The organism is Nitrobacter sp. MLSD-S21, assembly GCF_058809865.1.
Genome location: NZ_JBXASZ010000002.1, coordinates 521,207 through 543,684 on the forward strand (window position 1 = coordinate 521,207; position 22,478 = coordinate 543,684).

General features: G+C 56.9%; 28 protein-coding genes and 5 pseudogenes. 19 read left to right on the forward strand and 14 right to left on the reverse strand.

Going from position 1 to position 22,478, the window contains the following annotated elements; all coding sequences use genetic code 11:
- Nucleotides 1-135 precede the first annotated feature (135 nt).
- A pseudogene (locus tag AC1RT6_RS08285) lies at nucleotides 136-338 on the reverse strand (IS21-like element helper ATPase IstB); the annotation flags it as partial.
- Nucleotides 338-1,838: pseudogene (gene istA / locus AC1RT6_RS08290) on the reverse strand (IS21 family transposase). The pseudogenes AC1RT6_RS08285 and istA, both read right to left, overlap by 1 nt.
- 167 nt (nucleotides 1,839-2,005) lie before the next feature.
- Here istA and AC1RT6_RS08295 point away from each other — a divergent pair.
- From AC1RT6_RS08295 to AC1RT6_RS08310, 4 genes and pseudogenes are all read left to right on the forward strand, one after another.
- Entirely contained in the window at nucleotides 2,006-2,356 is a 351-nt protein-coding gene (locus tag AC1RT6_RS08295) for a transposase (protein ID WP_309775757.1), read from the forward strand.
- On the forward strand, nucleotides 2,356-2,502 hold the full coding sequence (locus AC1RT6_RS08300) for a hypothetical protein (RefSeq protein ID WP_309775758.1): 147 nt from the start codon (nucleotides 2,356-2,358) through the stop codon (nucleotides 2,500-2,502). The genes AC1RT6_RS08295 and AC1RT6_RS08300 overlap by 1 nt, the downstream gene beginning before the upstream one ends.
- Before the next feature lie 42 nt (nucleotides 2,503-2,544).
- Complete coding sequence (locus tag AC1RT6_RS08305) at nucleotides 2,545-3,153, forward strand: IS3 family transposase (protein ID WP_472791498.1); 609 nt, start codon at nucleotides 2,545-2,547, stop codon at nucleotides 3,151-3,153.
- Between the two features lie 75 nt (nucleotides 3,154-3,228).
- Nucleotides 3,229-3,425, forward strand: a pseudogene (locus AC1RT6_RS08310) (Na+/H+ antiporter NhaA); the annotation flags it as partial.
- Nucleotides 3,426-3,925: 500 nt separating this feature from the next.
- Here AC1RT6_RS08310 and AC1RT6_RS08315 read toward each other — a convergent pair.
- On the reverse strand, nucleotides 3,926-4,954 hold the full coding sequence (locus AC1RT6_RS08315; protein ID WP_309775759.1) for an IS110 family RNA-guided transposase: 1,029 nt from the start codon (nucleotides 4,952-4,954) through the stop codon (nucleotides 3,926-3,928).
- 121 nt (nucleotides 4,955-5,075) lie between these two features.
- On the opposite strand from AC1RT6_RS08315, the gene AC1RT6_RS08320 reads away from it, so the two are divergent.
- The 6 genes from AC1RT6_RS08320 (at nucleotide 5,076) to AC1RT6_RS08345 (ending at nucleotide 8,395) form a co-directional block, all read left to right on the forward strand.
- Entirely contained in the window at nucleotides 5,076-5,513 is a 438-nt protein-coding gene (locus tag AC1RT6_RS08320; protein ID WP_079445532.1) for a hypothetical protein, read from the forward strand.
- Nucleotides 5,514-5,860: 347 nt separating this feature from the next.
- On the forward strand, nucleotides 5,861-6,175 hold the full coding sequence (locus AC1RT6_RS08325; protein WP_244553389.1) for a hypothetical protein: 315 nt from the start codon (nucleotides 5,861-5,863) through the stop codon (nucleotides 6,173-6,175).
- Between the two features lie 493 nt (nucleotides 6,176-6,668).
- Nucleotides 6,669-7,028, forward strand: coding sequence for a hypothetical protein (locus AC1RT6_RS08330; RefSeq protein WP_472791218.1), 360 nt, complete (start codon nucleotides 6,669-6,671; stop codon nucleotides 7,026-7,028).
- 295 nt (nucleotides 7,029-7,323) lie between these two features.
- Nucleotides 7,324-7,488, forward strand: a complete 165-nt coding sequence (locus tag AC1RT6_RS08335; protein WP_158081487.1) for a hypothetical protein — start codon at nucleotides 7,324-7,326, stop codon at nucleotides 7,486-7,488.
- Nucleotides 7,489-7,932: 444 nt separating this feature from the next.
- The gene (locus AC1RT6_RS08340) at nucleotides 7,933-8,142 is read left to right on the forward strand and encodes a DUF488 family protein (protein ID WP_472791217.1); all 210 of its coding nucleotides are present in this window, start codon (nucleotides 7,933-7,935) and stop codon (nucleotides 8,140-8,142) included.
- An 85-nt stretch (nucleotides 8,143-8,227) separates the two neighbouring features.
- A complete protein-coding gene (locus tag AC1RT6_RS08345) occupies nucleotides 8,228-8,395 on the forward strand; it encodes a DUF488 family protein (RefSeq protein WP_309775761.1) in 168 nt (55 codons plus the stop codon).
- A 143-nt stretch (nucleotides 8,396-8,538) separates the two neighbouring features.
- On the opposite strand, the gene AC1RT6_RS08350 is transcribed toward AC1RT6_RS08345, so the two are convergent.
- The 5 genes from AC1RT6_RS08350 to AC1RT6_RS08370 all read right to left on the reverse strand — a co-directional run bounded on the left by AC1RT6_RS08350 (nucleotide 8,539) and on the right by AC1RT6_RS08370 (nucleotide 11,766).
- Nucleotides 8,539-8,751 (reverse strand): hypothetical protein, encoded by a 213-nt coding sequence (locus AC1RT6_RS08350; protein ID WP_079445528.1) that lies wholly within the window; start codon nucleotides 8,749-8,751, stop codon nucleotides 8,539-8,541.
- A gap of 812 nt (nucleotides 8,752-9,563) precedes the next feature.
- Entirely contained in the window at nucleotides 9,564-9,947 is a 384-nt protein-coding gene (locus AC1RT6_RS08355) for a hypothetical protein (RefSeq protein WP_139372815.1), read from the reverse strand.
- Between the two features lie 290 nt (nucleotides 9,948-10,237).
- Nucleotides 10,238-10,693 (reverse strand): hypothetical protein, encoded by a 456-nt coding sequence (locus AC1RT6_RS08360; RefSeq protein ID WP_309775763.1) that lies wholly within the window; start codon nucleotides 10,691-10,693, stop codon nucleotides 10,238-10,240.
- 318 nt (nucleotides 10,694-11,011) lie between these two features.
- A complete protein-coding gene (locus tag AC1RT6_RS08365; RefSeq protein ID WP_158081486.1) occupies nucleotides 11,012-11,188 on the reverse strand; it encodes a hypothetical protein in 177 nt (58 codons plus the stop codon).
- Nucleotides 11,189-11,259: 71 nt separating this feature from the next.
- A complete protein-coding gene (locus AC1RT6_RS08370) occupies nucleotides 11,260-11,766 on the reverse strand; it encodes a YidB family protein (protein ID WP_244553388.1) in 507 nt (168 codons plus the stop codon).
- A gap of 202 nt (nucleotides 11,767-11,968) precedes the next feature.
- Here AC1RT6_RS08370 and AC1RT6_RS08375 point away from each other — a divergent pair, with 202 nt between their 5' ends.
- Together AC1RT6_RS08375 and AC1RT6_RS08380 are read left to right on the forward strand one after the other, a co-directional pair.
- Nucleotides 11,969-12,286 carry a hypothetical protein gene (locus AC1RT6_RS08375; protein WP_079445526.1) on the forward strand — a complete coding sequence of 106 codons (318 nt, stop codon included), beginning with the start codon at nucleotides 11,969-11,971 and terminating at the stop codon, nucleotides 12,284-12,286.
- 13 nt (nucleotides 12,287-12,299) lie between these two features.
- Nucleotides 12,300-12,920 (forward strand): hypothetical protein, encoded by a 621-nt coding sequence (locus AC1RT6_RS08380; RefSeq protein WP_079445525.1) that lies wholly within the window; start codon nucleotides 12,300-12,302, stop codon nucleotides 12,918-12,920.
- 278 nt (nucleotides 12,921-13,198) lie between these two features.
- Here AC1RT6_RS08380 and AC1RT6_RS08385 read toward each other — a convergent pair whose 3' ends face one another.
- Complete coding sequence (locus AC1RT6_RS08385) at nucleotides 13,199-14,257, reverse strand: AI-2E family transporter (RefSeq protein ID WP_079445547.1); 1,059 nt, start codon at nucleotides 14,255-14,257, stop codon at nucleotides 13,199-13,201.
- A gap of 565 nt (nucleotides 14,258-14,822) precedes the next feature.
- On the reverse strand, nucleotides 14,823-15,098 hold the full coding sequence (locus AC1RT6_RS08390) for a helix-turn-helix domain-containing protein (protein ID WP_079445524.1): 276 nt from the start codon (nucleotides 15,096-15,098) through the stop codon (nucleotides 14,823-14,825).
- Nucleotides 15,099-15,350: 252 nt separating this feature from the next.
- Between AC1RT6_RS08390 and AC1RT6_RS08395 the strand changes: the two genes are divergently transcribed.
- Nucleotides 15,351-15,575 carry a hypothetical protein gene (locus AC1RT6_RS08395; RefSeq protein ID WP_210189115.1) on the forward strand — a complete coding sequence of 75 codons (225 nt, stop codon included), beginning with the start codon at nucleotides 15,351-15,353 and terminating at the stop codon, nucleotides 15,573-15,575.
- A 140-nt stretch (nucleotides 15,576-15,715) separates the two neighbouring features.
- Here the strand turns inward: AC1RT6_RS08395 and AC1RT6_RS08400 are convergent, their stop codons facing one another.
- Together AC1RT6_RS08400 and AC1RT6_RS08405 are read right to left on the reverse strand one after the other, a co-directional pair.
- Nucleotides 15,716-16,168: a tyrosine-type recombinase/integrase gene (locus AC1RT6_RS08400; protein WP_309775768.1), complete on the reverse strand. Its 453-nt coding sequence runs from the start codon at nucleotides 16,166-16,168 to the stop codon at nucleotides 15,716-15,718.
- Between the two features lie 6 nt (nucleotides 16,169-16,174).
- Nucleotides 16,175-16,477 (reverse strand): phage integrase central domain-containing protein, encoded by a 303-nt coding sequence (locus AC1RT6_RS08405; RefSeq protein ID WP_374708924.1) that lies wholly within the window; start codon nucleotides 16,475-16,477, stop codon nucleotides 16,175-16,177.
- 49 nt (nucleotides 16,478-16,526) lie between these two features.
- Between AC1RT6_RS08405 and AC1RT6_RS08410 the strand changes: the two are divergent.
- The 6 genes and pseudogenes from AC1RT6_RS08410 to AC1RT6_RS08435 form a co-directional block, all read left to right on the forward strand.
- Nucleotides 16,527-16,760, forward strand: a pseudogene (locus AC1RT6_RS08410) (DUF488 family protein); the annotation flags it as partial.
- A 163-nt stretch (nucleotides 16,761-16,923) separates the two neighbouring features.
- Complete coding sequence (locus AC1RT6_RS08415) at nucleotides 16,924-17,151, forward strand: helix-turn-helix domain-containing protein (protein WP_079445523.1); 228 nt, start codon at nucleotides 16,924-16,926, stop codon at nucleotides 17,149-17,151.
- Complete coding sequence (locus AC1RT6_RS08420; protein WP_079445522.1) at nucleotides 17,148-18,404, forward strand: type II toxin-antitoxin system HipA family toxin; 1,257 nt, start codon at nucleotides 17,148-17,150, stop codon at nucleotides 18,402-18,404. Before AC1RT6_RS08415 ends, AC1RT6_RS08420 begins: the two co-directional genes overlap by 4 nt.
- Nucleotides 18,405-18,431: 27 nt before the next feature.
- Complete coding sequence (locus AC1RT6_RS08425; protein WP_472791214.1) at nucleotides 18,432-19,466, forward strand: DUF262 domain-containing protein; 1,035 nt, start codon at nucleotides 18,432-18,434, stop codon at nucleotides 19,464-19,466.
- A 263-nt stretch (nucleotides 19,467-19,729) separates the two neighbouring features.
- The gene (locus AC1RT6_RS08430) at nucleotides 19,730-20,266 is read left to right on the forward strand and encodes an HNH endonuclease family protein (RefSeq protein ID WP_493029479.1); all 537 of its coding nucleotides are present in this window, start codon (nucleotides 19,730-19,732) and stop codon (nucleotides 20,264-20,266) included.
- Nucleotides 20,267-20,476: 210 nt separating this feature from the next.
- A complete protein-coding gene (locus AC1RT6_RS08435; RefSeq protein ID WP_079445520.1) occupies nucleotides 20,477-20,695 on the forward strand; it encodes a hypothetical protein in 219 nt (72 codons plus the stop codon).
- Between the two features lie 252 nt (nucleotides 20,696-20,947).
- On the opposite strand, the gene AC1RT6_RS08440 is transcribed toward AC1RT6_RS08435, so the two are convergent.
- Both AC1RT6_RS08440 and AC1RT6_RS08445 read right to left on the reverse strand, forming a co-directional pair.
- A complete protein-coding gene (locus tag AC1RT6_RS08440) occupies nucleotides 20,948-21,115 on the reverse strand; it encodes a hypothetical protein (RefSeq protein WP_158081485.1) in 168 nt (55 codons plus the stop codon).
- A 445-nt stretch (nucleotides 21,116-21,560) separates the two neighbouring features.
- A pseudogene (locus AC1RT6_RS08445) lies at nucleotides 21,561-22,466 on the reverse strand (IS481 family transposase); the annotation flags it as partial.
- Nucleotides 22,467-22,478: the final 12 nt, after the last annotated feature.

The window sequence follows — 22,478 nt, forward strand, 5'->3', positions numbered from 1 at the left end:
ATGATGCTGACTTATGCGCCGGGCGCACGCCCGTGCACATCGATCATCATTTTAAGGCTAGGTTTACCGACGGCGGGACAACTGACGAAAACGCAAGGTTATCGCTCAAGCACTAGATGATATGCTTGGCCGGTTGGCCGATGGCAGCTTGGCGATGGTGAGCTGGTACTTGATCGACCGCGCCTGCTTCTCGTTGATCTCGCGCTTAGCAGGTCGCCGACGATGTGCTGAGGTTCGTGCTGGCGCTTGACGGCCGTCGTCATGATCTCGTCGAAGGCAGCCCTCATGCCGTAGAGTTTGAGCTCACCCATGAGGTCGAAGATTTGGGTTCGTTCCATCAGATGGTCCTCCGGAGGTTGTCGTAGCGGGCGCAATCGGTGATCGGCGCATGGCGGAGGGTCAGTGCCGCCGGCGTCATGATGTTGGTCGGTGCAGCGGGTTCGCGTTGGCGAGCCAGGATGTTGAGAACGACGTCAGCGGAATGGACGCCGTGACCAAGCGCCTCGGCGCAGGCGGCTTCGACCGCCGACAAACCGTCCGTCAGCACCGCATTGAGGATGTGGACCATCTGTCGATTGCCGTCGTCGGTGCTGGCGAGCCTGCGCCGGATCCGTTCGATCGCGGCCGGCAACACCCAGTCCTTGAAGGGTGCGCCGTTACGTAAGGCCCCGGGTTTGCGCGCGAGCACCGGCATGTAGTGCCAGGGATCGTAGGTCGTCTCGCCGCGTCCGAACGATCGCGGATGCTCCGCAACGATGCGCCCGTCCTGACGGATCACGATGCGGTCGGCATAGGCCTGAACCTCGACAGGACGCCCGACGGCGCTGGCCGCGACCGAGTATTTGTTGTTGTCGAAGCGTACCAGGCAGGTTTTGGAGACCGATGCCGGCACCGCGTGGAAGCCGTCAAACCGACCAGCATAGGGAACGAGCTTGGGGCGCTCGGCTTCGAACACATCCCATATCGTCTGATCGGCCAGTTCCGGGTGTCGATGAACCTTGGCGTGGGCAATGCATTTGTCGAGCAGCCAGGCGTTTAGCTCGTCCAGTTTTTTGAACCGCAGCCGCGGCGTGAAGAAGCGTTCCCGGACCAGCCCGACCTGGTTCTCGACCTGGCCCTTCTCCCAGCCCGACGCCGGTGTGCAGGCGACCGGATCGACAAGGTAATGGCTGCACATCTGCATGAAGCGGCGGTTGTATCGGCGATCCTTGCCCACGAAGATCGTCTCCACCGCCGTCTTCATGTTGTCGTAGATGCCGCGACTGCAGGTCCCCTTGAACAGTGTGAACGCCCGATCGTGGGCGTCGAATACACCATCTCCTGCGTCTCGCGCGGATAGGCCCGAGCGAACAGCATGCGGCTATGGCACAGCCGGACATGAGCGACCTTCACGAGCATGGTCACGCCGTTGAGGAGAACGATCTCGTGGCTCCAGTCGAGCTGATAGGCTTCACCCGGCGCAAAGCTCAGCGGGACATAAGCCGCCGCGGTCGATTGCCCGCGCTCCTTGCTCCAACGCCTGGCGTAACGCCGTACGGCATCGTAGCCGCCGTCATAGCCGCGCCGCGCAACTCTTCGAAGATCCGGATCAGCGTCAGCTGTTCGCGAGCCGATTTGGCCGCGTTCGCCGCCAGCAGTTCATCAAGCTCCGCCGCCCAACGCCCGAGTTTGGGGCGTGGCTGGATCGAACGCTCATACTCGAACGAGGTCTCTCCTGACCTCAGCACCTTGCGGACCGTGTTCCGCGACACCTTCAGGTCAGGGCCGATCTCCTTGATCGTCTTGCCCTTGATGAAGTGTTCGCGCCGTATCCGCGCAATCGTCTCCACGATCAGCATCCCCGACCACCTGCTTCATGACAAAGCAGGCAGCGCAACAGCCAACCTATAGGGGGTCAATTTTGAATTTTGGACGCCGATCCCCCGGCCTATGGAGTGGGCCCCTGGTGCCGGACGGGTAAGCAGAGTTGGATTGACCGGGTGGCCGGGCTTTTGGAGAAGAGCCCATGCCGAGACACCGATCCCACAGCGTTGAGTTTAAGCGCCAGGTCGCTCAGGAGTTTCTGAGTGGCGAGACGCTTCACGGCCTGGCCAAGCGCCACGACCTTTCGCGTAACCTGATCCGCATCTGGGTCGAAAAGTACGAGACCGGCGCGCTGGACGACGACGCCCGCGCTGCAGATCTGGTCCAGGAATACGAAGCGCGGATCGCCGCGCTCGAGCGGTTGGTCGGCCGTCAGGCGCTCGAGCTGGAGTTTTTAAAAGGGGCTCTGAAAAACGCACCCCGGCAGAGAAGCGCGACTACATCCGTGATCACCGGCCCCGCGGTCTGTCCATCGCTGAAGGATGCCGGCTGATGGGCATCGCGCGATCAACCTATTATGATGCGCCTGCGGCGCGCATGGGCGATATCGAGCTATTGAACGCAATCACCGCGATCTGCGACGAGTTCGACGCCTATGGCTGGCGCCGCGTGCAGGCGCGCTTCGCCATCGCGGCGTGATCGCCAACCACAAGCGGATCAAGCGCCTGATGCGCGAGCACGATCTGCAGCCGCGCCCGCCGTAGGCGTTATATCGCCACCGCCGACAGCGACCATGATCAGCCCATCTTCCCGGATCGTTCGAAGGGTATCGTCCTTGATGGCCCGGACCAGCTCTGGGTAGCGGACCTGACCTACATCGCCGTCATCGGCGGCTTTGCCTCTGTGGCGATCATCCTCGACGCCTGGTCACGCCGCGTCGTCGGCTATGCGATCGGCAGGTCGATCGACGCGCGGCTCGCGCTCGCGGCGCTGAAGGTGGCGATCGAGCGACGGCGCCCGCGACCAGGATGCATTCATCATTCGGATCGCGGATCGCAATACGCGTCTGGTATCTATCAAGCATTGCTGGCGGCCCATGACTTGGTCGGCTCGATGAGCCGGCGCGCAAACCCGTACGACAACGCCAAGGCGGAGAGCTTCATGAAGACACTCAAGGTCGAAGCGGTCTATCCGATGGCGTTCGAGACCTTCGACGACATCGCCGAGCAACTTCCCAGGTTCATCGACGACGTTTACAATCAACGCCGCCTGCATTCCGCGCTCGGCTACATCAGCCCCGTGCAGTTCGAGGAGCAACATATCCGGCCCATGGTCAAATCAGCAGTCTGATCCCGTCCGGCACCAGGGGCCCACTCCAGTACCGGCTTGAGCGACGGACATGGGATCTCCTAGTTGTGTCGGAGAGCCTATGCAACATGGCCTCAAATGGTCGGCGTTTCGCTCCTCTGCGACATCGGCTTCACGATGAGTCTCTTCATTGGTCTGCTGGCCTTCGAAGATGTAACCCTGCTGGCTCGGGTAAAGTGCGGGATATTACTGGTTTGGTGACTTCAGGGTTGGCGGGGTATTTGGTTCTCCGCCTGTTTCGCTTTTCTCGATAGCGCTGCCTCTCATCGTGAGTTGGTGGCTTTTCGGTTTGCGAGTAATGCCTCAGCGCTGCGTTTGATGCGTTGCTGGCGATACGGGCTCCTTGCAAATTTAAGAACGATCCGAAATCAATTTGTCAAAGGCGGCGCGCGTTGGATAATAAAAGTCCCAACTTGGAGAGAAAAATGTTGAGGGGCTCAATCATCATCGCCGCCGCGGGAGCCGCGTCGGCAATAGTGGCGTTTCCGTCTGCTTCGGAATCCACGCGCACCGATGACATTAATTGGGATATTTATTCGGTCCTTTAATTGCGTGATGTTGTCAAGCTTCCTTGAGATGCCGGCGCTGGGGTCATGGTCCTTTCCGAGGTCGCCAAGCGCCTCATGATGATGTCCGGGTCGGACGCCTCAACGTCTGCAGCGGAGTGCGGACGAGCCGCCACCAGCCGAATAAACGAGGTCGTCGCAACTGCCGTCCCAGCGGGGACATCGCCAGCCCAGCTTGCCGGTAGAGATCAGGCGGCGCCGGCCTGTCCCCATTCAAAGGAAGTACCATCAACCCAGATGCAGTGAAGAATGACGGCGATCTTGCGGGCAACGGCAACCTTTGCCTTCTTCATGCCGACCCGTTTTGCGAGCTTCATCCCCCAGGCTTTGAGAGAGCACCATTTCTTGGTTCGATAAAGCAGGACGGTGGCCGCCTCGAACAGATAAGTTCGCAGGAGCCGATCGCCCCATCGAGAGATCTTGCCGTTCGTGTCGATATCGCCGGATTGATGACGTCGAGGTGTAAGGCCCAGATAGGCGCCGACCGTTGAGGCCGATCGGAAGCGTGATGGATCGTCGATGGTGTGGCGGAATGTCAACGCCGTCACGACGCCAACACCAGGAACCGTCATGAGACGACGGCTTATTTCATCGGACCTTGCCAGCTGACGGACCTGGTTATCGAGCTTTCCTTGCTGCTGACAAACCTGTTCGTGGATCGCCAGTAGCGGTTCGATGACAGCGCTGAGCTGATGCTCCCCGCCCAGCAGCTCACTAACTTTCTTTCTGAACGGAAGTGCGATGGCTCTCGGAAACACCAATCCATATTCTTTGATCATGCTGCGAACCTGGTTCTCGATGTCCCTGCGAATGCTGACGAGGCGAGATCGAGCAACGAGAATGGCGCGGATTTTTTGGCTCTCCTCGCTCTTGACCCTGACTTCACGGTACCAGCCAATCCGAACCAGTTCAGCAAGGCCGCGCGCGTCATTCTGATCGCTTTTGTTCATTCGCACCGAGAGGGCCGCGTGTGCATGTCGCGCGTCGATACAGACCACCGGGAGATCAACCCGTCGGAGTTCGTGCCACAGCCAACTCGACATCGCCCCGGTCTCAAAGCCGACGCGCTCCGTATATGGTGCTCGTTTGCGCAGCAGTTCAGCTAAGGCGTTCGGATCAGATTTTGTCTTTCCCTCGAAGACAATCTGTCCTGCCTCGTTGATAACGCACACCGAGGTTTCCTTTTGCGAGACGTCGAGCCCAACATACTGCTTCATGGTAGCCCTCCGATTTGTTCTTGCGTGAGGGCTTAAGATAGCGGACCATTTTGCCGCGGGTGCCGACCGCAATTACGTCATCGTCTCCGATTATTACGGGGGCGAATACGACTGGCCGCGGTTGAGGCTCGCAGAACCTTCTACCAAGCAGAGCATCACTCGCGACATCGTCCCGCAGATTGAGAATCTCACGCCTGACCAGTTGGCGCGCCTCGCCAAGCAGCAGGATTTCTGCACGGGCGCCTATTCGATCAGATGCTTCGGGATTCCGACCAGCAAGCTGAGGGGCTACGTCGAATGGACTTTGGGCAGGCGCGTCCACAACATGCAGGTCCAATCCGCGAAGGCGGCCGAGCGCTTGGCTGCTTCGGAACGCGAGGCCCACCTGGACGCAAAGCGGGCAAGCGATACCGCACAGCGCGCCATCGTGATCGCCGCCCTGAGTATCGTACTCGCGGTTGGCGCCTTTATCTTGATTCTTTGGAAGGCGTTCAGGCCTACTCCGGGCCTGAGGCAAAAAAGCCCGCATGCCGATAGTGCCGACCTTGAGAGTCGCTAGAGCGCCAACTTGGGTGACGAAGCGTTCCAAAGTTCCTGTACCCGGCGCCAGCCTTGAAAATCGGCTCACGGTCTTGCGATGACCGAATGCCGCGTCGTTCAGCAAACCTGCGGACCGCGTCATGAAGGTACCGCAAATTCAACTCACGTTCGAGCAGATACACCGCAATCCTGACGCATGATTGCGTCACACGTTGTCGCGTCCACGCCGCCGCGAAAATAAACAAAGACCAAAAAGATACACGCGTTCGCCAAGCGGATATCGCAACATGAGCCGAAATTGCCGGTCGCGCCGCACTTAGCGCTGAGATCGATCTCGTGATCAAGGCACAAAAAACGGAGACTCCGATGGGCAAGACACCACTGGACGAACAGATCGCTAATGCGCTCGTTAATAACGCGGTCAACGATGGCTTTCTAATCTCAGTCAACGACAGTGATGAAACGGCCGTCAACCGATCACGGAATGTCACCGAAATAACTAACGCGATGTTCAGCGCGAATACGGACACACTCACCCTTAATGTCGAAGAACACCGCGTCGGTGAGGTCACTTTGATTTACGACCGCGGCGGTAAGGGGCTCGATGTGATCAGCGACCACACTGACATTCCTCATATCAACCGTCTGGTCCAATACACGATGAAGCAGTTCGGCTTGTGATCTCAATGGCACCGTCCACTCGGAAACCCGGCGTCACCTGTAATGCCCTACATCTCAGTCCCTGACTGGATCACGAACCAGGTTCCAGGCGCTGTACGCCTTCGTCTATCCGATCCATCTTAAGAGATACAGAGCGCAGGTAAGCAGGTCGCGTCGCTGGCGAATTGCCTATCAGAGCATCACGTTCCTACGATCGAGAAACGCCCTCGCCATCTTCCGAGCCTGCTCTCGTGATGTAGTGAAGGTCTCGCGAGCGCACCCGTCATCAGCCTTTGATTGCCGGCGCAGAGCTACCGTCAGATCGGCAAGGTCTTTCAGGGTGCAAGGCATCGCGATACTCCACAAACGATGGGGAAAAGGTAACGCTGAGTCCCGCAGTTGTAACCCGCTTAGATTTGTTTTTGGCTCATCGAGCGGGCCGACAACCGGCACCAGGCTAGGAACAAGTCGCTTGGTGCTAGCTTGAGTCCCGGTTCTGAGCGTGGAGGCGATTATGCGTGAATCCGGTTGGACGCCGTCGATCGTCCCGAACGATCGCGATCACACGATCTATCTTGTGTTGGATAGCTACAAATCTGGCTCCGTTTGGCACCAAACAGATGTCGACCGAACCGATCTTGAAGCGGTCATCATGGGCATGCTTGAGGGGCGGTATCAAAACCCAGTTCGGGTCGTTGGCTTCAACACATCAGAGAAATGGTCGGAGGGTGTCTCGGCCGATGTGGCGCACGAGGTCCGCCGGCGCTGCGATCTGCAACTTCGCGACGTGCCGTTCTACTTGGAGGAGTTCGTGGAGCGCCACGAAGGCCGCTACCACGACATGCAGTTGCCGCTTCCGATCCGTCTGGTGTGATCCGTCTCGTCGCTTGCTACGTTTCGCGGGCCGAATTGCAACACGTTGGAGAGGACTGCATGCGCACTTCTCTAATCTGGTAAGAACGCGTAAACTATCAATGTTTTCAAATTGTATCGCTTCAAATTTTCGGCTGTCGTCGTGCCCAAGCCCGCCTACACCAAAAGAAATGGGATCGGACACGATGCAGCAAGTTTCAAACGACAACGCAGGGACACACTCGGAAACTGTTGCCACAGCGCCACCTCGTAAGAATGCCGACGTGCTAGCTAAGGTCCTGCTGGATATTAAGCTCATGTTGGACATTGAGAAGGTGCTCGCCGAGGAGCTCACTCTCGAAATGCCACTAAGGCGGCGACCGGTTCACGATCAGATATTGAAGATTATCGAGGAGGCTCACACCGTCAGCGCTGCGGAGGGAATACAGGCCGGCTTTCGCAATCGCCAGCGATTAAAATAGGTACCCGCGGCCCGATGGTGATTCGCAAAAGCCTGTGCCTTTTGGGGTCAATCGGTGATGAGCAATGCCGTAGGGGAACAACCCTCCATCAAAGTGCATTGATTCAACTGGAACGGGTGGACCCACAATCCATATGATCCCCGACCCGATCAGGCCCGCTGTCGATTCATTCCAGCGGGCCTTTTTGCAATGCCCGTTCAGACCGCGCCCGGATAGGATACGAACGCACGCAGCAACAGTGCAACTAGCACCACGATACCGATCGTTATAGCAACGATAGAAACTCGGTGCATGCGCGGCAACGCTGACGCGGTCACCTTGGTTCACCAGGAACGTCGGCACAGAAGGAACTTTCCTTAGCGGGCGTGGTTAGGAAGCGTGACGAATCCCGTTTACACCGTGGGACATTCCACCCGAACCATCGACGAGTTTACTGAGCTCTTAATGGCTGCGGAAATCCGCACATTGGTTGATGTCCGAAGTTCGCCCACATCACGCGGGTTTCCGCATTTCAACCGGGAATATCTCGTAAATGCTCTGGAGGGGGCCCAGATCGGATATGTCTATTGCGCCGCGCTGGGCGGTCACAAGGGAAAAGAGCAAGACAATCCCTCCGGAGATCAATGCGTTCTGGCAAAATCAGGGCTTTTATAACTGCGCCGATTACGCGATGAGCAGAGAGTTCATAGCCGGCCTGGAGTATCTCATTGAAACAAGTCAGCGCTAATCGACCGCGATAATGTGTGCTGAAGCCGTTTGGTGGAGATGTCACCGACGAATTATCGCGGACTACCTCATCTCACGTCAGATTCCGGTCGGTCATATACTCGAACCCGGCAAGATCGTTGAGGCTCAGATTACGCCTTCCGCCGAACGCCGAGGAGCGGTCATTGGCTATCCTGGTTAAACCTTAGAGGAGCAGTGATTGCTTAGAGTTCCTGGTTTGACTCTGCTTCGTTCTTAGGAAGCGAATCCGGTCGTCGTAAAGCGACCCGCGGCAACCGTTAAAAAAATAGTTCTGAACTGATATCACCCCGTAAGCCGGAGCGATCAACCCCAGCGCACCTCCTGGCGTCTTGTGTATTCCTCGAACGCCTTCTCATGTTCAGGTGCGCACCGGTAACGCGACCAACCGTCCCCCGCCTCGCCGTCGTATTCGGCAAAGAGAAACAGGTAAATACGGAGCCGCTGGTTATCGTCGGAGTTCCGAACGTAAAACGTTCTCATGTCCCCCAGACCTTTGCCCATGGCGACGAGCCGCAAGGGGCTCTCCCTCCACCTGGCCCCTTGTTGAACGATCTACCGATCGTTTGCGCAATGTTGGCATGTCCAGCGCAACCCATTAGACCACCCGGCAAATCATTCGCCCAGGACCGCGACGCCTTGGCGGTTTAGCGATTTGGAACGTCTAGTTCAGGTCTTTTTGGAACGTCTAAGTCAGGCTTTTTCGGAACGTCTAAGGCAGGTTTTTTGGGGACGTCTAGGTCAGGTTTTTTCGGGACGTTTAGGTCTGGAAAGGGTTCCGAGCTCGGAGAAGAAGCCCATTTTTCGGTACTGACGGCGATCTGACGGCAGTGAGCTTTTACGAGCAATCCATCACCGGCGGCACCCAACAGCAGTTCAGCAGCACGCGCTTCTTGAACAGCACTTTCCATCGAGGGAAACGGAGCCGCGCGCTTAGAGTTCCGGGCGATTAGAACCTTCATAAGGTGTGAAGTTCGGCTATCAACGGACCGATACATCAGCCACTACAAACATGTGACGCGCTGTTTGACGCGGCCGCTTTTAGTTGACGACGCCTTAGGGCTTGCCGCGAGCTTACCGGCGTTGCGTCCGAAAACAACCGTTCACAGAGCGTGGGTATGACCTGAGGGTTTGGCGCCGGGCGCTTGCGGCTGGGTGATATAATCAGAGCCAAAATTGATTCGAGGCGACGTATGACCGGTTGGCTTGACTGAATACAGTCACGCTTAAGCAGGAAGCAAGAGTGGCATTTTAAAGCTTTTGAAGTGCTCAAGGGCCAGCGGCGCAGGATTTTGGACGCCGACACCTCCTAAGTTCGGCATGAGCGATGGTTACCTCCCGAAGAAGTAAATCTGCTCAGCCGGCCCTTGGGTCCTGTCAAACGCCATTAAGTTTGGTTGTTGTGAGCGCCCCACCCCTTCCTGCTGCTGTTGCCGCAATTCTTGCTCTTGGTGTTGCTGCCTGCGGGCGGCCTCCTGCCTGGCCTTCTGCGCTGCATACCGCTTGTGACGTTCGCGTTCGGCCGCCTTCTTAGCAACCTGCTTTTGCTCCTTTTCGGCCTGCCGCGCGGCCTGCTTTTCACTTTCTCTGTCCTGCTCGCGAAAATCATTTACCGGAACGGGCGCAACAGCGGGTATAGACTCCACTTGTAGTGGAGGCGTCGATTTAACGATGGTTTCAGCCGGCCTGTCGCTGGACGGGGTGACATCCGCCATGGCAGGTAGAACCACCCTAGCCGCAGGAAGGCTATCTTGCGCTTCGGCAGTTCGCGCTGGCCGAGCATTGACAGCCGCCTTTCCCAGCCGGACCCCGCCTCCAAATCCCGCTCCAATGAGCAGGGCCGCAGTGCCGATCCCTGCAAAAAACATTCCTGGTGCCGAAACCATCGCGACCTCCCTGTTCCCTTACTAAACGCGCGAGATTCAACATGGTTCGCTAGTAAACCTTTTGGTCCCAGAACCTTTTCTTATCACAAACCGTCCCTGACGGTTATCAGACGAGTAAATTAACAAAAATGCCCGCGCCGCTGAAAGATCACGGATTGCCCCTTATTTAACTTAAGGAGCGGCGTTGCGATTTGGTTGTCGCGCTGATGGGGAAGCATGGCGCGATAGCGGGTCAGTAGATGGCGCAAATCGCGGCCATTCAAAGTGCAATTGCAGCTTTGAAGCTGTGCTCGAAGATCTGGACGCTGACGCGGAAGTGGCAATACGCGTGGCATAGTATTCATCGTCCGCGGTAGCCCGGCCCCTCGTCCTAAGCGGAACAATTTTTCATTCGTGCCGACCGGATGCGCTCTTACGTGGCCTTTTTCGTCTGCGCTGCGACGGCGTTCGACGAATCTCATCGCCGGCGTCACAATAATTCCCTGCAGAATGATGGATATTGGAATGACGAGCGCACTCGTGCTCCAAGACAGGTCGGCCTGCTTGAACCAATATTTACCGAGCGCATACGCCAAATAATAGATAGTACCAATTCCGCGGATACCGAAAAACTAATTGCCAGTCGTTCCGCCCAACGACGTGGCGTGGCCGCAAGGCTGAGCCATCCTGACAGCGGCCGAACGACAAGAATAGTTAGAATCGCAAATAACACCGCTTGTCAGTTCAAGGCGTCAACACGTGCGCTCCTTCAAGATCACCAGCGGAAACCATCATCGATAGACGTTGAAGCTGTTCAGCAAAATCGTGCAATGTTTCGTGGGTATCGGTGATTGCGCTCGGCCGCGCGAAGCGCCCGCCGCGGACTCCCGGAACATCGGCTGGCTAACGTGAAATCAAAATCCTTTCTTCCTGCTCTTGTCTAAGCTCACTTTACGATATCGAAAGCGCGGCGGTTTCCTTGGGAGCTTCACGATGCACACCCTCTCCTGGCTGCCGTCGGCATACACCTTCAATAAAAAGCGCTCGTCGCCTTCTTGAATGATTTCAATCTTTGTTGGTTTCTTCGGCATCGGACCCGGCAGTTTCGACTCGGACCTTCGCGCTCAGTCGTGACTGACCGACACCGTCGCCCGCGTGCTCATCATCGCCCGGGCCGGAGCACGACCTTGATCACACCGTCCTCCTTGTCGCGAAATTTCCTATACATCGCCGGCGCTTCCTCAAGGCTAGCTGGATGCGTGAGGACGAAACTCGGATCAATCTTGCTCTCTTCGATCAGCTTAAGAAGGGGTCTGGTATAAGCCTGCACATGGGTCTGGCCGGTCTTGATAGCGCACCGATAGCCTGCTTCAGACGCGGCGCAGGAAGCTCCTGGTTTGACCTTGCCCACCCAGGAATTGGCAGCATCTCCCTGCCCATTTGCCTTAAACCGCTCGAGCAATTCGCTGAGGCCCCCGCTAAGGAGACTACCCACGCCGCCACCAGCCAACACGCCGCTTAGGTGGCCAAGCAGGTTGCCGAGGGGTTGATCCTGTTGTTTTCCAACCTCAGGCTGAGTTTTGTTTCCGCCTGCGCCATTTAACAGCTCTGCAAGCTTGTCCCTGTTTTGGTAGCCCGCCAACGCGAGCAGGCCTAGCAACGCTGTCATCGATGGCATCCCTCGCGACATATTATTTACTCCCATCTGCCAAGAACTCCCGCTCAACGTTTATTTCCAGTGCTAGTTCCGTCTCCTCCCATGACGCAGCCGTTGCCCTTAGCGGCTACGCGGCGGGCTTTCCTTTCCGGGTCGCACAGGAACTTGAGCGCACGCGAGGGGTTAGGAGCGTCTCTATAACACTGGAGGAAATATGAGACGCTTACTCCTTGCCGCCTGTTTCAGTCTGTCGGCGATCACCGTTGCGTCGGCGCAAAATCCGCCCGCGCAGTCGGGACCTAACAACAACGCAATCAACAGTTCCGGCCACAACAACGCGAATGCCCCGGTGGCCGGTCGCAATAGTTTCACGAAAGGACAGGCTAAGTCGAAACTCCAGGAAGCCGGCTACGCAAACATCACTGATTTGAAAAAGGACAACGCTGGTGTTTGGCGTGGAAAGGCCAGCAAAGGCGGCACCGCCACTGCCGTAAGCGTTGATTTTCAGGGCAATGTCCATTCTGCGCAGTAAGGAAACTTGATAGATGACAGTTACGATTTCTCGTCTTTACGATTCACACACGCAGGCGCAGGCGGCCGTTCAACGGCTTCAAACCGCCGGAGTACCCCAATCGGACATCAGCCTTGTGGCGAATAACTCGGACAGCTGGTTTAATACCGATAAGAATGTTGATCGGGACCGCGATGGCGTTGATGATCGCGTAGAAGGCGCAGGCACCGGTGCCGGCATTGGTGCCGGCGTTGGGGCTGCCGCGGGACTCTTGGCGGGCCTCGGCTTGCTTGCGATCCCAGGGTTGGGGCCAGTTGTTGCGGCTGGCTGGTTGGCGTCGACGGCAGTCGGCGCAGCGGCCGGGGCAACAACCGGCGGCATCGTCGGCGCCCTTACCGAAGCCGGCGTGTCCGAAGAGGACGCTCATTCATACGCAGAAGGCGTCCGTCGCGGCGGGACGCTTGTGTCAGCCAGGGTCGACGAGGGGGATCGAGCCCACCTTGAAGCAGCATTGAATGATTCTGCAGTTAACCTGCAGGAACGCCGCGCCGCCTGGCAAAAGACGGGATGGAGATCGTTCGATCCCTCAAGTCAGCCTTATGGAGCGGAAGAGGTCCGCAAAGAACGACAGCGCTACGGCAGTGGTTTGCGCTAGAAAATTGAGCGGCCCGTGGTGGCGGGCCGCTAACACCTTCAATGACGGGCATCTCAAGGGCCAGTAGGGAAGAGAGGCATCCATAATCTCACACCTCTAGAGAGCACCACCAACGCGGGTACATGATGCCGGCGGATAAATGCCCAGAACGGCGTAAGATCGCGACTCGGGGAATATCTGTCGGACCCATGCGTGACAGTGAACAAAGCTCAGAAGGAAACCGCGGTCTTACAATAACCCCGGCTGCCGTTGCTAATTCGGTCTCCGCCGCGCTGCAGTTAGCCGCCATTTTGTACGGCTCCCCGAGATGCCGAAAATATTTCCCAGCTCACCACGAACATTGCCGCGATCAGCGGGCCGATGACAAAACCGTTCAAGCCGAAGACTTCGATGCCGCCGAGCGTCGAAATCAGCACCACGTAGTCTGGCAGTCTGGTATCCTTGCCGACCAGGAATGGGCGGAGCAGATTGTCCACAAATCCAATCACAAGCACGCCATAAAGGCTTAGTCCGATCCCCTGCCATAGGGCGCCGGTCGCCAGTAAGTAGATCGCAACCGGAAGCCAGACCAATGTCGCGCCGACCGCAGGGATCAGCGATAGGAACGCCATCACCACGGCCCATAGCAGTGCCGCGTGGAATCCCAGGAACCAGAACGCAATGCCGCCAAGCGCACCTTGGACGATGGCGACCACAATCCCACCTTTTACGGTGGCGCGAACGACGTCAGCGAATCTCGTAAAGAGCGCGGACTTTTGGTCGCTGTGGAGTGGGATGGCCTTCTTGATCTTTTCAGCCAGTGCTTTGCCGTCCCGCAACAGGAAGAACAAAAGATAGAGCATGATAACAAGACCGACCATAAAGTCGAACGTGTTCACCCCTATACTGAGCGCCTGCGGGGCGAGAACTTGCCCACCTTTCATCAGCCCGGCCGCGAGCCGTTCGCGCAATGCAGAAAAATCCGTCAGGTTGAACCGCTCGATCAGTCCGGTTGCCCAGGCAGGCAGGGCCTCGAGTATCCGCTGCAAGTAGTTAGCGAAACTGTACTCGCCGGACTGGTACTTCGCGAACACGATCGATGCTTCCTGAACCAGGGAGGTCGTGATCAGTGCAAGCGGCAGAATGACGATCGCAATAATGATCAGAACGGTGACCGCGGCAGCAAGGCTTGGCCGGTCGGGCATCGATGTGAGCAACCTTCGATAAGTTGGCGCAAAAATCACCGCCATGACGATCGCCCAGAGCACAGCGCCGTAGAACGGCTGAAGAACCCAGGCGAAAGCCAGCGTGACGGCGACAAGCAGCAACAGAAAGGCTTGATGTTCAATCCTGCGCACGGCTGGCTCGTTCCCGCGTTCCAATGGCGTTGTAGGACCAATCAAGGAGTTGGCAAGTACGGAAGCGGTCGTCCGATCCTTGCCAACGCTCAATCGCCACTTCAACCAATTCGACCTGGCCGAGCAACTTCAACAAAATCGCGACGCGTTCGTGCGGTCTCAGGCCAGCGAGCGCGCATCTAATTTCCGATTGCGAGGCCGACAGCGTACCAAGCTCCGACCGCGAGAACGCTGTCCGCGGCGATAATGGCAATCAGAAACCGTCCCGATTTGCTGCGTTCAAAAGATGTTCGACCGAGTGGAAAAGCCAGGAAGACTCTGCTGGCATGATGGATGAACATGAGAACTCACAAGTTTTGGCTGTTAGCAAAAGGCGGCCGGCCGACCGCAATTAACGCAGCACGTTTATCGGTCTGCCTGTCACGCTACATGACCGACCAGAGGCGCGCTCTCAAGGAGAGGTGCCAGTGAGAAGCGAGGGCGCAGCTGCGCGATAAGCGTGAAAAGGATGTCCGCGGAAGCCTGGATTGTTCTTTGCAACTGACAGATCGTAAGCGGTTAACAGCTAACGGTTTGTGATTAGTTCTGACTCGCCGTGAACGGGAGCGGGAATATCCAGGCCCTTGGCTTCATATTCATTGAGCTTGTTACGCAATGTGCGAACCGCAATTGCGAGTGTCTTTGCTGCCCGCGTCCGGTTGCCATTGCAAGCACGCAGCGTCTCAATAATGAGATCGCGTTCAACTTCAGCAACCGTTTGTCCAATCAGTAAGGCAATCAGTCCCGTCTCGCTGATTATAGCGTTCGGAACAGCTCCTTTCTCACAAATCCAGCCGTTCAATATTTTCGACCTCTATGATCGAATCATACATGCTTCTTGATGCGCTGGGATTGTGACGATAGGCGGGCAGGCAGCGTATGCTGTAGCCTCTACCAACCTTACCCGGCGGTCGACAACGCGAACTAGATAGGCCACCGCAGCTAGCAGTACCGACAAATCCTTTGTGCAACAGATCCGCGGCGAACATGCCACAATTGCGGCGCGAATCGCACAAAATGTGAGTAACTGATGCGCACTCTTTTGGGGGATCGAATGACAAAGGAACGGCTCAGCGTACAGCAAGGTCAGATCCTGCTGGATGGAACGTCGCTGCGGTGCAGGGTTCGTTACCTCACCCCCACATCCGCAACGATACAGACGTGGGATGCGCCGGTACTACCGTTAGCGTTTTCCTTGCGTGTTCCAAATGCGGGCCTTAATGCGCGGTGTCAGGTTCTCTGGCGAGACGAGCGCCGTCTCGGCGTAACCTTCATCTAAACGATCGATGCGCAGCCTTATGGCGCTCATACGCTTGGCGACGTTCCGAGCGATGCTTGACTTGCCGACCCCGGGCAGCCAGCCAGCGCAATAAGTCTGGGCACCTGCTTTTGTGAAATCGTTATGACGAACGACTTACCTTAAGTTTTCGACCGAATTGGTATTACACTCGACCTTTCTTTCCCGATGCCTTCTCGCGCACAGAAGTGTGCCCAATCGGCCGCCAGCCTCTGGCGCTTCACGATGAGATCGCCACGCCGATATGCGGCTTCAACCTTGTTGCCGACGGTGTGAGCGAGCGCCATCTCTACAACATGGTTTGGAAACGCGGTACTCTCCGCCGCCCAGTCTCTGAATGTGCTCCGAAAGCCGTGAACCGTGATGTCCAAGCGATCCATCCGCCGCAGGACAGCCGCCATTGCCATGTTGCTCAGACCGCCCGCTCTTGGTCCGATGAAAACGTACGGATTATTCTTTTCACGCGGCAGCTCTTTTAGGATTTCAACCGCTTCGTCACTGAGTGGCACGCGATGTTCGCGGCCCGCTTTCATCCCGTTACCCGGAACAGTCCAGGTCCGAGCCGAGAGATCGATCTCGTTCTACCGCGCGCCGAGCGCCTCGCCTGTCCGACCTGCCGTCAGAATTGTAAATTCAAGAGCACGCGCTGCGACGCCGTCCCGCTTTCTAAGCAATGCCATGAAAGCTGGGATATCGGCATAAGGGAGTGCGGCATGATGCTGCGGTTTGGCAAGCCGGGAGCGAGCGGGCAATACGTGTTGCAGATTGCCTTTCCAGCGCGCCGGATTGTCCCCGTCCCGCAGCTTCCGCACAGTAGCCCAATCGAGCACAGCTTCGATCCGACTACGCACCCGGCTTGCGGTTTCAGTTTTCGTCGGCCAGATCGGCTCTCTCCGATCTTCGGCGAGTTAGGCGAAGGCGGACACGTTTGCCGCCGCGTTCGAAGAACTAGTCGAGCTTGGCGAAGATCGGCGGCTGGCATTGATGTGTTCGGAAGCGGTGTGGTGGCGATGCCATCGCCGGATCATCACGGACTACCTGCTGATGAACGGGTACGCTGTGGATCACCTCATGGCGGTCGGACATACCGATCATGCCAAACCGACCCCCGGCGCGCAAAGAACCGCGTCAGGGAAGATCATATATCCGGCCGCCGCACTGGCTTGAGTGCCGGATGTATCGAGGAGTCGCGCCACGCACTAGGAAAAATCATCCCGCTCGGGATGCTCTTCTACGGCGAGCCTGCGATTGTACAAAAATAGTCCCGATCGGTTCTTTTTATGGATTTTCGTCCGTGAGCCTGCTACAATCGTCCCGATAGGGATGATTCATGCAACCGGTCACAGACAGCAAAAGCCTCGGCCTTTTGATCCGCAAGGAGCGCAAGGCGCAAAAACTGACACAGGAACAGCTTGCCGGACTCACGGGGGTCGGCGTGCGTTTCGTGCGCGAGCTTGAAGCCGGCAAAGAAAGTTGCCAGATCGGTCGCGCCCTTCAGGTGACGACAGCTTTGGGTCTTAGCATCTCCGTCGCTGGACGATGGGAGAGTACCCCATGACGCACCTGCTGGATGTCTGGTTCGGCCAGGCGAAAGCCGGTGCCCTCAGCCAGGACGAGGCCGGCGCTCTCAGCTACGCCTACTATCCAAACTACCTCATTGGACAAGAGCAGCGCGCCATCTCCTTTTCGATGCCGTTGCAGGAAGCCCCCTATGCGGATCGAATCGTGCGCCCCTTCTTTTCTGGCCTTCTGCCGGATGAAGGTGCCCGGCAGCGTCTGGCGGGCGCGCTCGGCATTTCAGCCGGCAACGCCTTTGGCCTGCTCGAAGTGATCGGCGGCGAATGTGCGGGAGCCTTGTCGCTCTATCCTCCCGGTCAGGAGCCGCAGTCGTGGGATGGCGACGGCGTTGAAATACTAAGCCCGGCGCGGCTCGAAGAAATCCTCGGCATGCTGCGCGAGCGCCCCCTTCTCGGCGGCGAGGAAGGGGTTCGCTTGTCACTTGCAGGCGCTCAGGACAAGCTCGCTGTTTGCGTTGAAGGGGAAAACATCGGGCTTGCGAAGGGCGGTCGCCCCACAACGCATATCCTAAAGCCCTTAATTCAGGCGCTCGACGGCACCGTCGAGAACGAACTGTTCTGCCTGCGCCTTGCGGCGCGCCTGAAACTCCCGGTTCCTTCCGTTGAAATGCAGCATGGCGGCGCGATTCCCTTTCTGCTGATCGAGCGCTACGACCGCTCCCGGCACAAAGACGGGACGATCACACGACTGCATCAGGAGGATTTTTGCCAGGCGCTGAGCGTGCCGCCGGAACTCAAATATGAAGAAGAAGGCGGGCCTGGAGCCGAAAGGTCGCTCGACCTGATCGACCGTGCCACGGCGCGCCCGGCAGCGGATCGGCTGGCCTTCATCCGCATGCTCATCTTCCACTACCTCGTCGGCAACGCGGACGCTCACGGGAAGAATTACGCCTTGCTCTATCGCGCCAAGGTTCCGGACCTCGCGCCGCTCTATGATGTCGTCTGCACGGCGGCCTATCCGCGTCTGGCTAAAAAGCTCGCCATGGCTATCGGTGGACGGTCCCTCCCCGACACGATCCAGTTGAAGCACTGGCTCACGCTGGTGCCGGACACGCGGGGCGCGCAGCGTCTGCTGATCAAGGATATGACTGAACTTGCGGGGCGCATCAGAGGTGAAGCCGATAAGCTTCTGGCCGAGTTCGAGGATGCAGGTACCTCACATGAAATCCTCAATACCGTTCGCGGCATCATCGAAACCCGTGCGGCTCATTTGCTGCGGATAACACACGCTTAAGATTTTAACGGAGAGGACTGGGGGATTATGGCTCGCATCGAAAACCATAAGTACAGCATCGAGGAAGCGTTCCGGGAGTGCTTCTACATCGTCCCCGACTATCAACGCGAATACGTCTGGACCGACAAGGAGGTCAACCAGCTCCTTGAGGATATAAACGAGCAGATCGGCAACGGCCATGTACGTGAGTATTTCATCGGCACGATCCTGGTATCCCCTACCTCGCAGAAGAACCACTACGAGGTCATTGATGGTCAGCAGCGACTGACTACTTTCTTCCTGTTGCTGTGCGCGCTGAAGCATATGTTTCGAGGCGAAACCCAGCAGCAGACCATTAGCGGCCTGATCTCGACCAGCTACACCGACAACAGCGGTGAGACACGGACTAACCTGAAGCTGGAACCGCGATATGAAAACGCCGGAGAGGTCATTGCCAAGCTGGTGGAGCTGGACGCCAACCCTCAAGCCGTTCGTGCCGGCATCCAGGCGGCGGGCATTCCGAGCTTCGGCTCGCTGGAGAATTTGGTCAGCGCCTACAGTACGATCTACCGCTATCTGAAGGATAATTACGACGACACGTCCACGCTGAAGAAATACTGGGGCTATCTGGCGAACAACGTCGTGTTCATCCAGATTTCGACCGACGTCAGCAGCGCACTCAAGATTTTTGAAACGATCAATGAGCGCGGCGTTGGTCTGAACCCGATGGACCTTCTGAAAAATCTGTTGTTCACGCAGGTTCCACAAGCCCAGTTCACGCAGCTAAAAGACGAATGGAAAAAGATCACCAGCCCGCTGAGAAGGAAAAAGAGAAACCGCTGCGTTTCCTTCGCTACTTCCTTATGGCCAACTACGTCATCGACAACGACCGTAGCGACGCCGTGGTGCGCGAGGACGAGATTTACGACTGGTTCGTCAACAAAGACAATGCCGCCCTCTGCGACTATCGCAACAAGCCGTTCGAGTTCGTCCGTAAGATCATCCGCAACGTGGATAGCTACATTTCCTTCGGCAACGGGCTTGGCAATGACGGCAAGCCGAACATCCCAATGGACAGCCTAAAACGGCTGGCCGGTGGTGCGTTCAGTTTGCACTATGTCCTGCTTCTGGCCGCAGCGCCTTTGCCAAAACCCTTGTTCGACCATTTCGTCGCCCAGCTCGAAAGCTTCCTTTTCTATTACATCTTCACCAAAACCCCGACGAAGGATCTGGAGCGGAATTTCTCGTTGTGGGCCGATGAACTGAGGATCATCGCTGGGAAGTCCGACCCGGCGGAGCAACGCGCCGCCCTCAACGCCTTTGTTACGAACCGTTTCCAAAGCAATATGGAGGCGAAATCACAGGAACTGTCCGACGCGCTCAAGCGCCTCACACTTCATACCATGCAGCAATACCGGACCCGTTACCTGCTGGCACGACTCACCCAGCATGTCGAGATGGCATTCAATGGCATCAAATCGCCCGGTAGCCTGGGCTCCTTCGCGGGCCTAGAGATCGAGCATATCCTGCCGAACACGCCTACCGCTGAATTGAGCAATCAATGGGCTGCCGACAATTCTCAGGCCCTCTATGACGACTATAAGAATCGGCTCGGCAACCTGACGCTACTAGAGAAACCGATCAACATCGTCGCCGGGAATGACTTCTACTCCGAGAAAAGGCCGGAATATTGCAAGAGCGGCAACTACCTGACCCGCAGCCTGGTCGAACTTACTAAGGTCGGCCAGAACAGCTCCGTCTCCAGAATCAATGAAAAGCTAAAGGCGTTTCCCGTATGGAACGCCATCTCGATTGACGATCGACATGACATGCTCATCAAGCTGGCAAAGGACGTCTGGCGAACTGCACCCCTGGAAAGCTGACAGCGCCATGGTTAACGCGATCAACCGCTACAATGCTGGTCACAAACGGAAAGGCCAAACAGATCAGTTTCAACGCGCTCGTTGACGCAGGCATGCCGAGGCAGATGCGTACAACGCCGAATGCGTTAAGAAGTACTATGCGGATGACTTGCCGGACGCTCAAAAACTCGCGGCACAGCCTTGATGCTCACACCGCGAAGGGATCATTCCATGACCACGTATCAGCACACCCTGACCATCGGCGACGGCGAGTATCTCGCGCTCTCAGACGCACTCAAACTGATGATTGAGCACTGCGAAGCGCAAATGAAAGCCGGTGAAGGCGCTCCATATAATGCATATAGGCAGTACTGCAACGCGATGCTTGACAGGCTGCGGGCAGCGCCCGCGCAGATAACCAGCACGAACAACTTCTTCAACGAACGATAGACTTCCAAGCGGGGAGGAGATCAACGAGTGACCCCTTCAAGGATTTGCAGAACAGTATAGCTAGGAATGCGGCGCTGATATCCGAGCCGACAGATCATGTGCTTCTCAAACAAGCCGAGGGCAGCAAGGGTCATATTTCGCTGAAGGCAGTCAGCGACGAATACAATCGATTGATACTGCAATAGATAGAACGAAACCGGCCTCGCGGTTTTTGGTCGCGATTGTTCGGCGGATAGCCCCCGACAGACTGATCTAGCCCGGAGCACTTACCAGCGTGTATTCCGACCAAATCGTCTGATTGCGCCATGACGCCAGCCGCCGCACGCAATGAACGCAGTCCTCGCTATCGGTATCTGGGATTGGCGTGTCGTGATAGGTCACATCGTACACCGCTCCGCACTTGCAGGTTTCCTGTGCCATCACTGCTCCATTATGAAAACCAGAACCAAGGCCACGCGATGACGGCGACAAATGTTCCCCGTCGCGACGTGCTAGAAGCAACCGGTGCGGAAAGAAGCAGAATCTCGCTAGCGTTATAAATGGAGGATCGCGGATTCAATCCCGTCCGCCTTACTCGTGGAAATCGTCCTCTCGGCGACGAAATCAACACAGCACATATACAGCCTCGCTCAAGGATTTAATCCCGTGAGTTTAGAGGGTTGCTGTTTTCAGCCTCGTTTCTTCCAACCAAACAAACGGGATCATCAGCCTGGATGATTCCGGAATTTTCAACCCTGAGATGCTCGTCCGCGCGGATCAGAACGCGCAGCTTTTTAAGCGCGCGATACAGATCACGGGCCATAATCAACGCGTCGATATCCTTAAGATCTCGATAGATGTCCGGTGACTCTGCCGCCGCCTTTGAGGTCCAGGATTTGCAGACGGACTCATATGGCGTGAGGCCTTTGAGCGTTTTAAGCCGTCGAGCAAAATTATAGGCGTCAACGAAGTTGGCCAGATGAACGCGTAGTTCGTCATGGCTATCGTAATGATAGCGTTTGACCGTAGCCTCCTTGATAGTCCTGTTCATTCGTTCCACCTGTCCATTGGTCCACGGGTGGTTGGGTTTGGTTAGTCGGTGCTCAATGCCGTGCTCATTGCAAATCTGGTCGAAGCGATGAACCCGGTAGCGCGCCGTCCAACCATTGCGGTTGCGAGGCAGATCCGCGAACTGGATGCCATTGTCGGTAAGGATTGTATGCAGCCGATAGGGCACGGCTGCGATCAAGGCTTCAAGGAAGATGACCGCTGTGGGACGATCGGCTTGTTCATGCAATTGGACGAAGGCGAACTTCGAGGTTCTGTCGATTCCAACGAATATATAGAGTTTGCCTTCCTTCGTCCTGACTTCGGCAATGTCGATGTGGAAGAAGCCGATCGGGTAGGACTTGAACTTTTTCTTCGTGGCCGTGTCGCTTTCGATCTCCGGCAGCCGACTGACGCCATGACGTTGCAGGCAGCGATGCAGGGACGAGCGTGTCAAATGCTTGATCGTGGCCTGAAGAGCATAAAGACAATCGTCCAACGGCAACAGCGTGTGTCGGCGAAAGGCAACGACGATCGCTTCTTCCTCTACCGAAAGAACCGAGGATTTTGGCGTCCTGGGTCCGGTTGGAAGGTCGGCGACCGTAGAACGCTTCTTCCACTTCAAAATGGTCTTGGGGTTGACGTTATAGCGTGCAGCAAGCGCTCTCAGGCTCTCTTGACTATTTTGTATTGCTCGACGGACCGCCTCTGTCGTCGTGGCGCTTCCGTGAAGAATCTGTCCCATAGCGCACCCTTC

What these genes read in the sequence shown, in the direction of transcription:
- AC1RT6_RS08295 (WP_309775757.1), top strand. Translation starts at nt 2,006, where the DNA reads ATGCCGAGACACCGATCCCACAGCGTTGAGTTTAAGCGCCAGGTCGCT.
- AC1RT6_RS08300 (WP_309775758.1), top strand. Translation starts at nt 2,356, where the DNA reads ATGGGCATCGCGCGATCAACCTATTATGATGCGCCTGCGGCGCGCATG.
- AC1RT6_RS08315 (WP_309775759.1), bottom strand. Translation starts at nt 4,954, where the DNA reads ATGAAGCAGTATGTTGGGCTCGACGTCTCGCAAAAGGAAACCTCGGTG.
- AC1RT6_RS08325 (WP_244553389.1), top strand. Translation starts at nt 5,861, where the DNA reads ATGGGCAAGACACCACTGGACGAACAGATCGCTAATGCGCTCGTTAAT.
- AC1RT6_RS08330 (WP_472791218.1), top strand. Translation starts at nt 6,669, where the DNA reads ATGCGTGAATCCGGTTGGACGCCGTCGATCGTCCCGAACGATCGCGAT.
- AC1RT6_RS08335 (WP_158081487.1), top strand. Translation starts at nt 7,324, where the DNA reads ATGTTGGACATTGAGAAGGTGCTCGCCGAGGAGCTCACTCTCGAAATG.
- AC1RT6_RS08340 (WP_472791217.1), top strand. Translation starts at nt 7,933, where the DNA reads ATGGCTGCGGAAATCCGCACATTGGTTGATGTCCGAAGTTCGCCCACA.
- AC1RT6_RS08345 (WP_309775761.1), top strand. Translation starts at nt 8,228, where the DNA reads ATGTGTGCTGAAGCCGTTTGGTGGAGATGTCACCGACGAATTATCGCG.
- AC1RT6_RS08355 (WP_139372815.1), bottom strand. Translation starts at nt 9,947, where the DNA reads ATGGCGGATGTCACCCCGTCCAGCGACAGGCCGGCTGAAACCATCGTT.
- AC1RT6_RS08365 (WP_158081486.1), bottom strand. Translation starts at nt 11,188, where the DNA reads ATGCCGAAGAAACCAACAAAGATTGAAATCATTCAAGAAGGCGACGAG.
- AC1RT6_RS08370 (WP_244553388.1), bottom strand. Translation starts at nt 11,766, where the DNA reads ATGACAGCGTTGCTAGGCCTGCTCGCGTTGGCGGGCTACCAAAACAGG.
- AC1RT6_RS08375 (WP_079445526.1), top strand. Translation starts at nt 11,969, where the DNA reads ATGAGACGCTTACTCCTTGCCGCCTGTTTCAGTCTGTCGGCGATCACC.
- AC1RT6_RS08380 (WP_079445525.1), top strand. Translation starts at nt 12,300, where the DNA reads ATGACAGTTACGATTTCTCGTCTTTACGATTCACACACGCAGGCGCAG.
- AC1RT6_RS08395 (WP_210189115.1), top strand. Translation starts at nt 15,351, where the DNA reads ATGACAAAGGAACGGCTCAGCGTACAGCAAGGTCAGATCCTGCTGGAT.
- AC1RT6_RS08415 (WP_079445523.1), top strand. Translation starts at nt 16,924, where the DNA reads ATGCAACCGGTCACAGACAGCAAAAGCCTCGGCCTTTTGATCCGCAAG.
- AC1RT6_RS08420 (WP_079445522.1), top strand. Translation starts at nt 17,148, where the DNA reads ATGACGCACCTGCTGGATGTCTGGTTCGGCCAGGCGAAAGCCGGTGCC.
- AC1RT6_RS08425 (WP_472791214.1), top strand. Translation starts at nt 18,432, where the DNA reads ATGGCTCGCATCGAAAACCATAAGTACAGCATCGAGGAAGCGTTCCGG.
- AC1RT6_RS08430 (WP_493029479.1), top strand. Translation starts at nt 19,730, where the DNA reads ATGGAGGCGAAATCACAGGAACTGTCCGACGCGCTCAAGCGCCTCACA.
- AC1RT6_RS08435 (WP_079445520.1), top strand. Translation starts at nt 20,477, where the DNA reads ATGACCACGTATCAGCACACCCTGACCATCGGCGACGGCGAGTATCTC.
- AC1RT6_RS08440 (WP_158081485.1), bottom strand. Translation starts at nt 21,115, where the DNA reads ATGGCACAGGAAACCTGCAAGTGCGGAGCGGTGTACGATGTGACCTAT.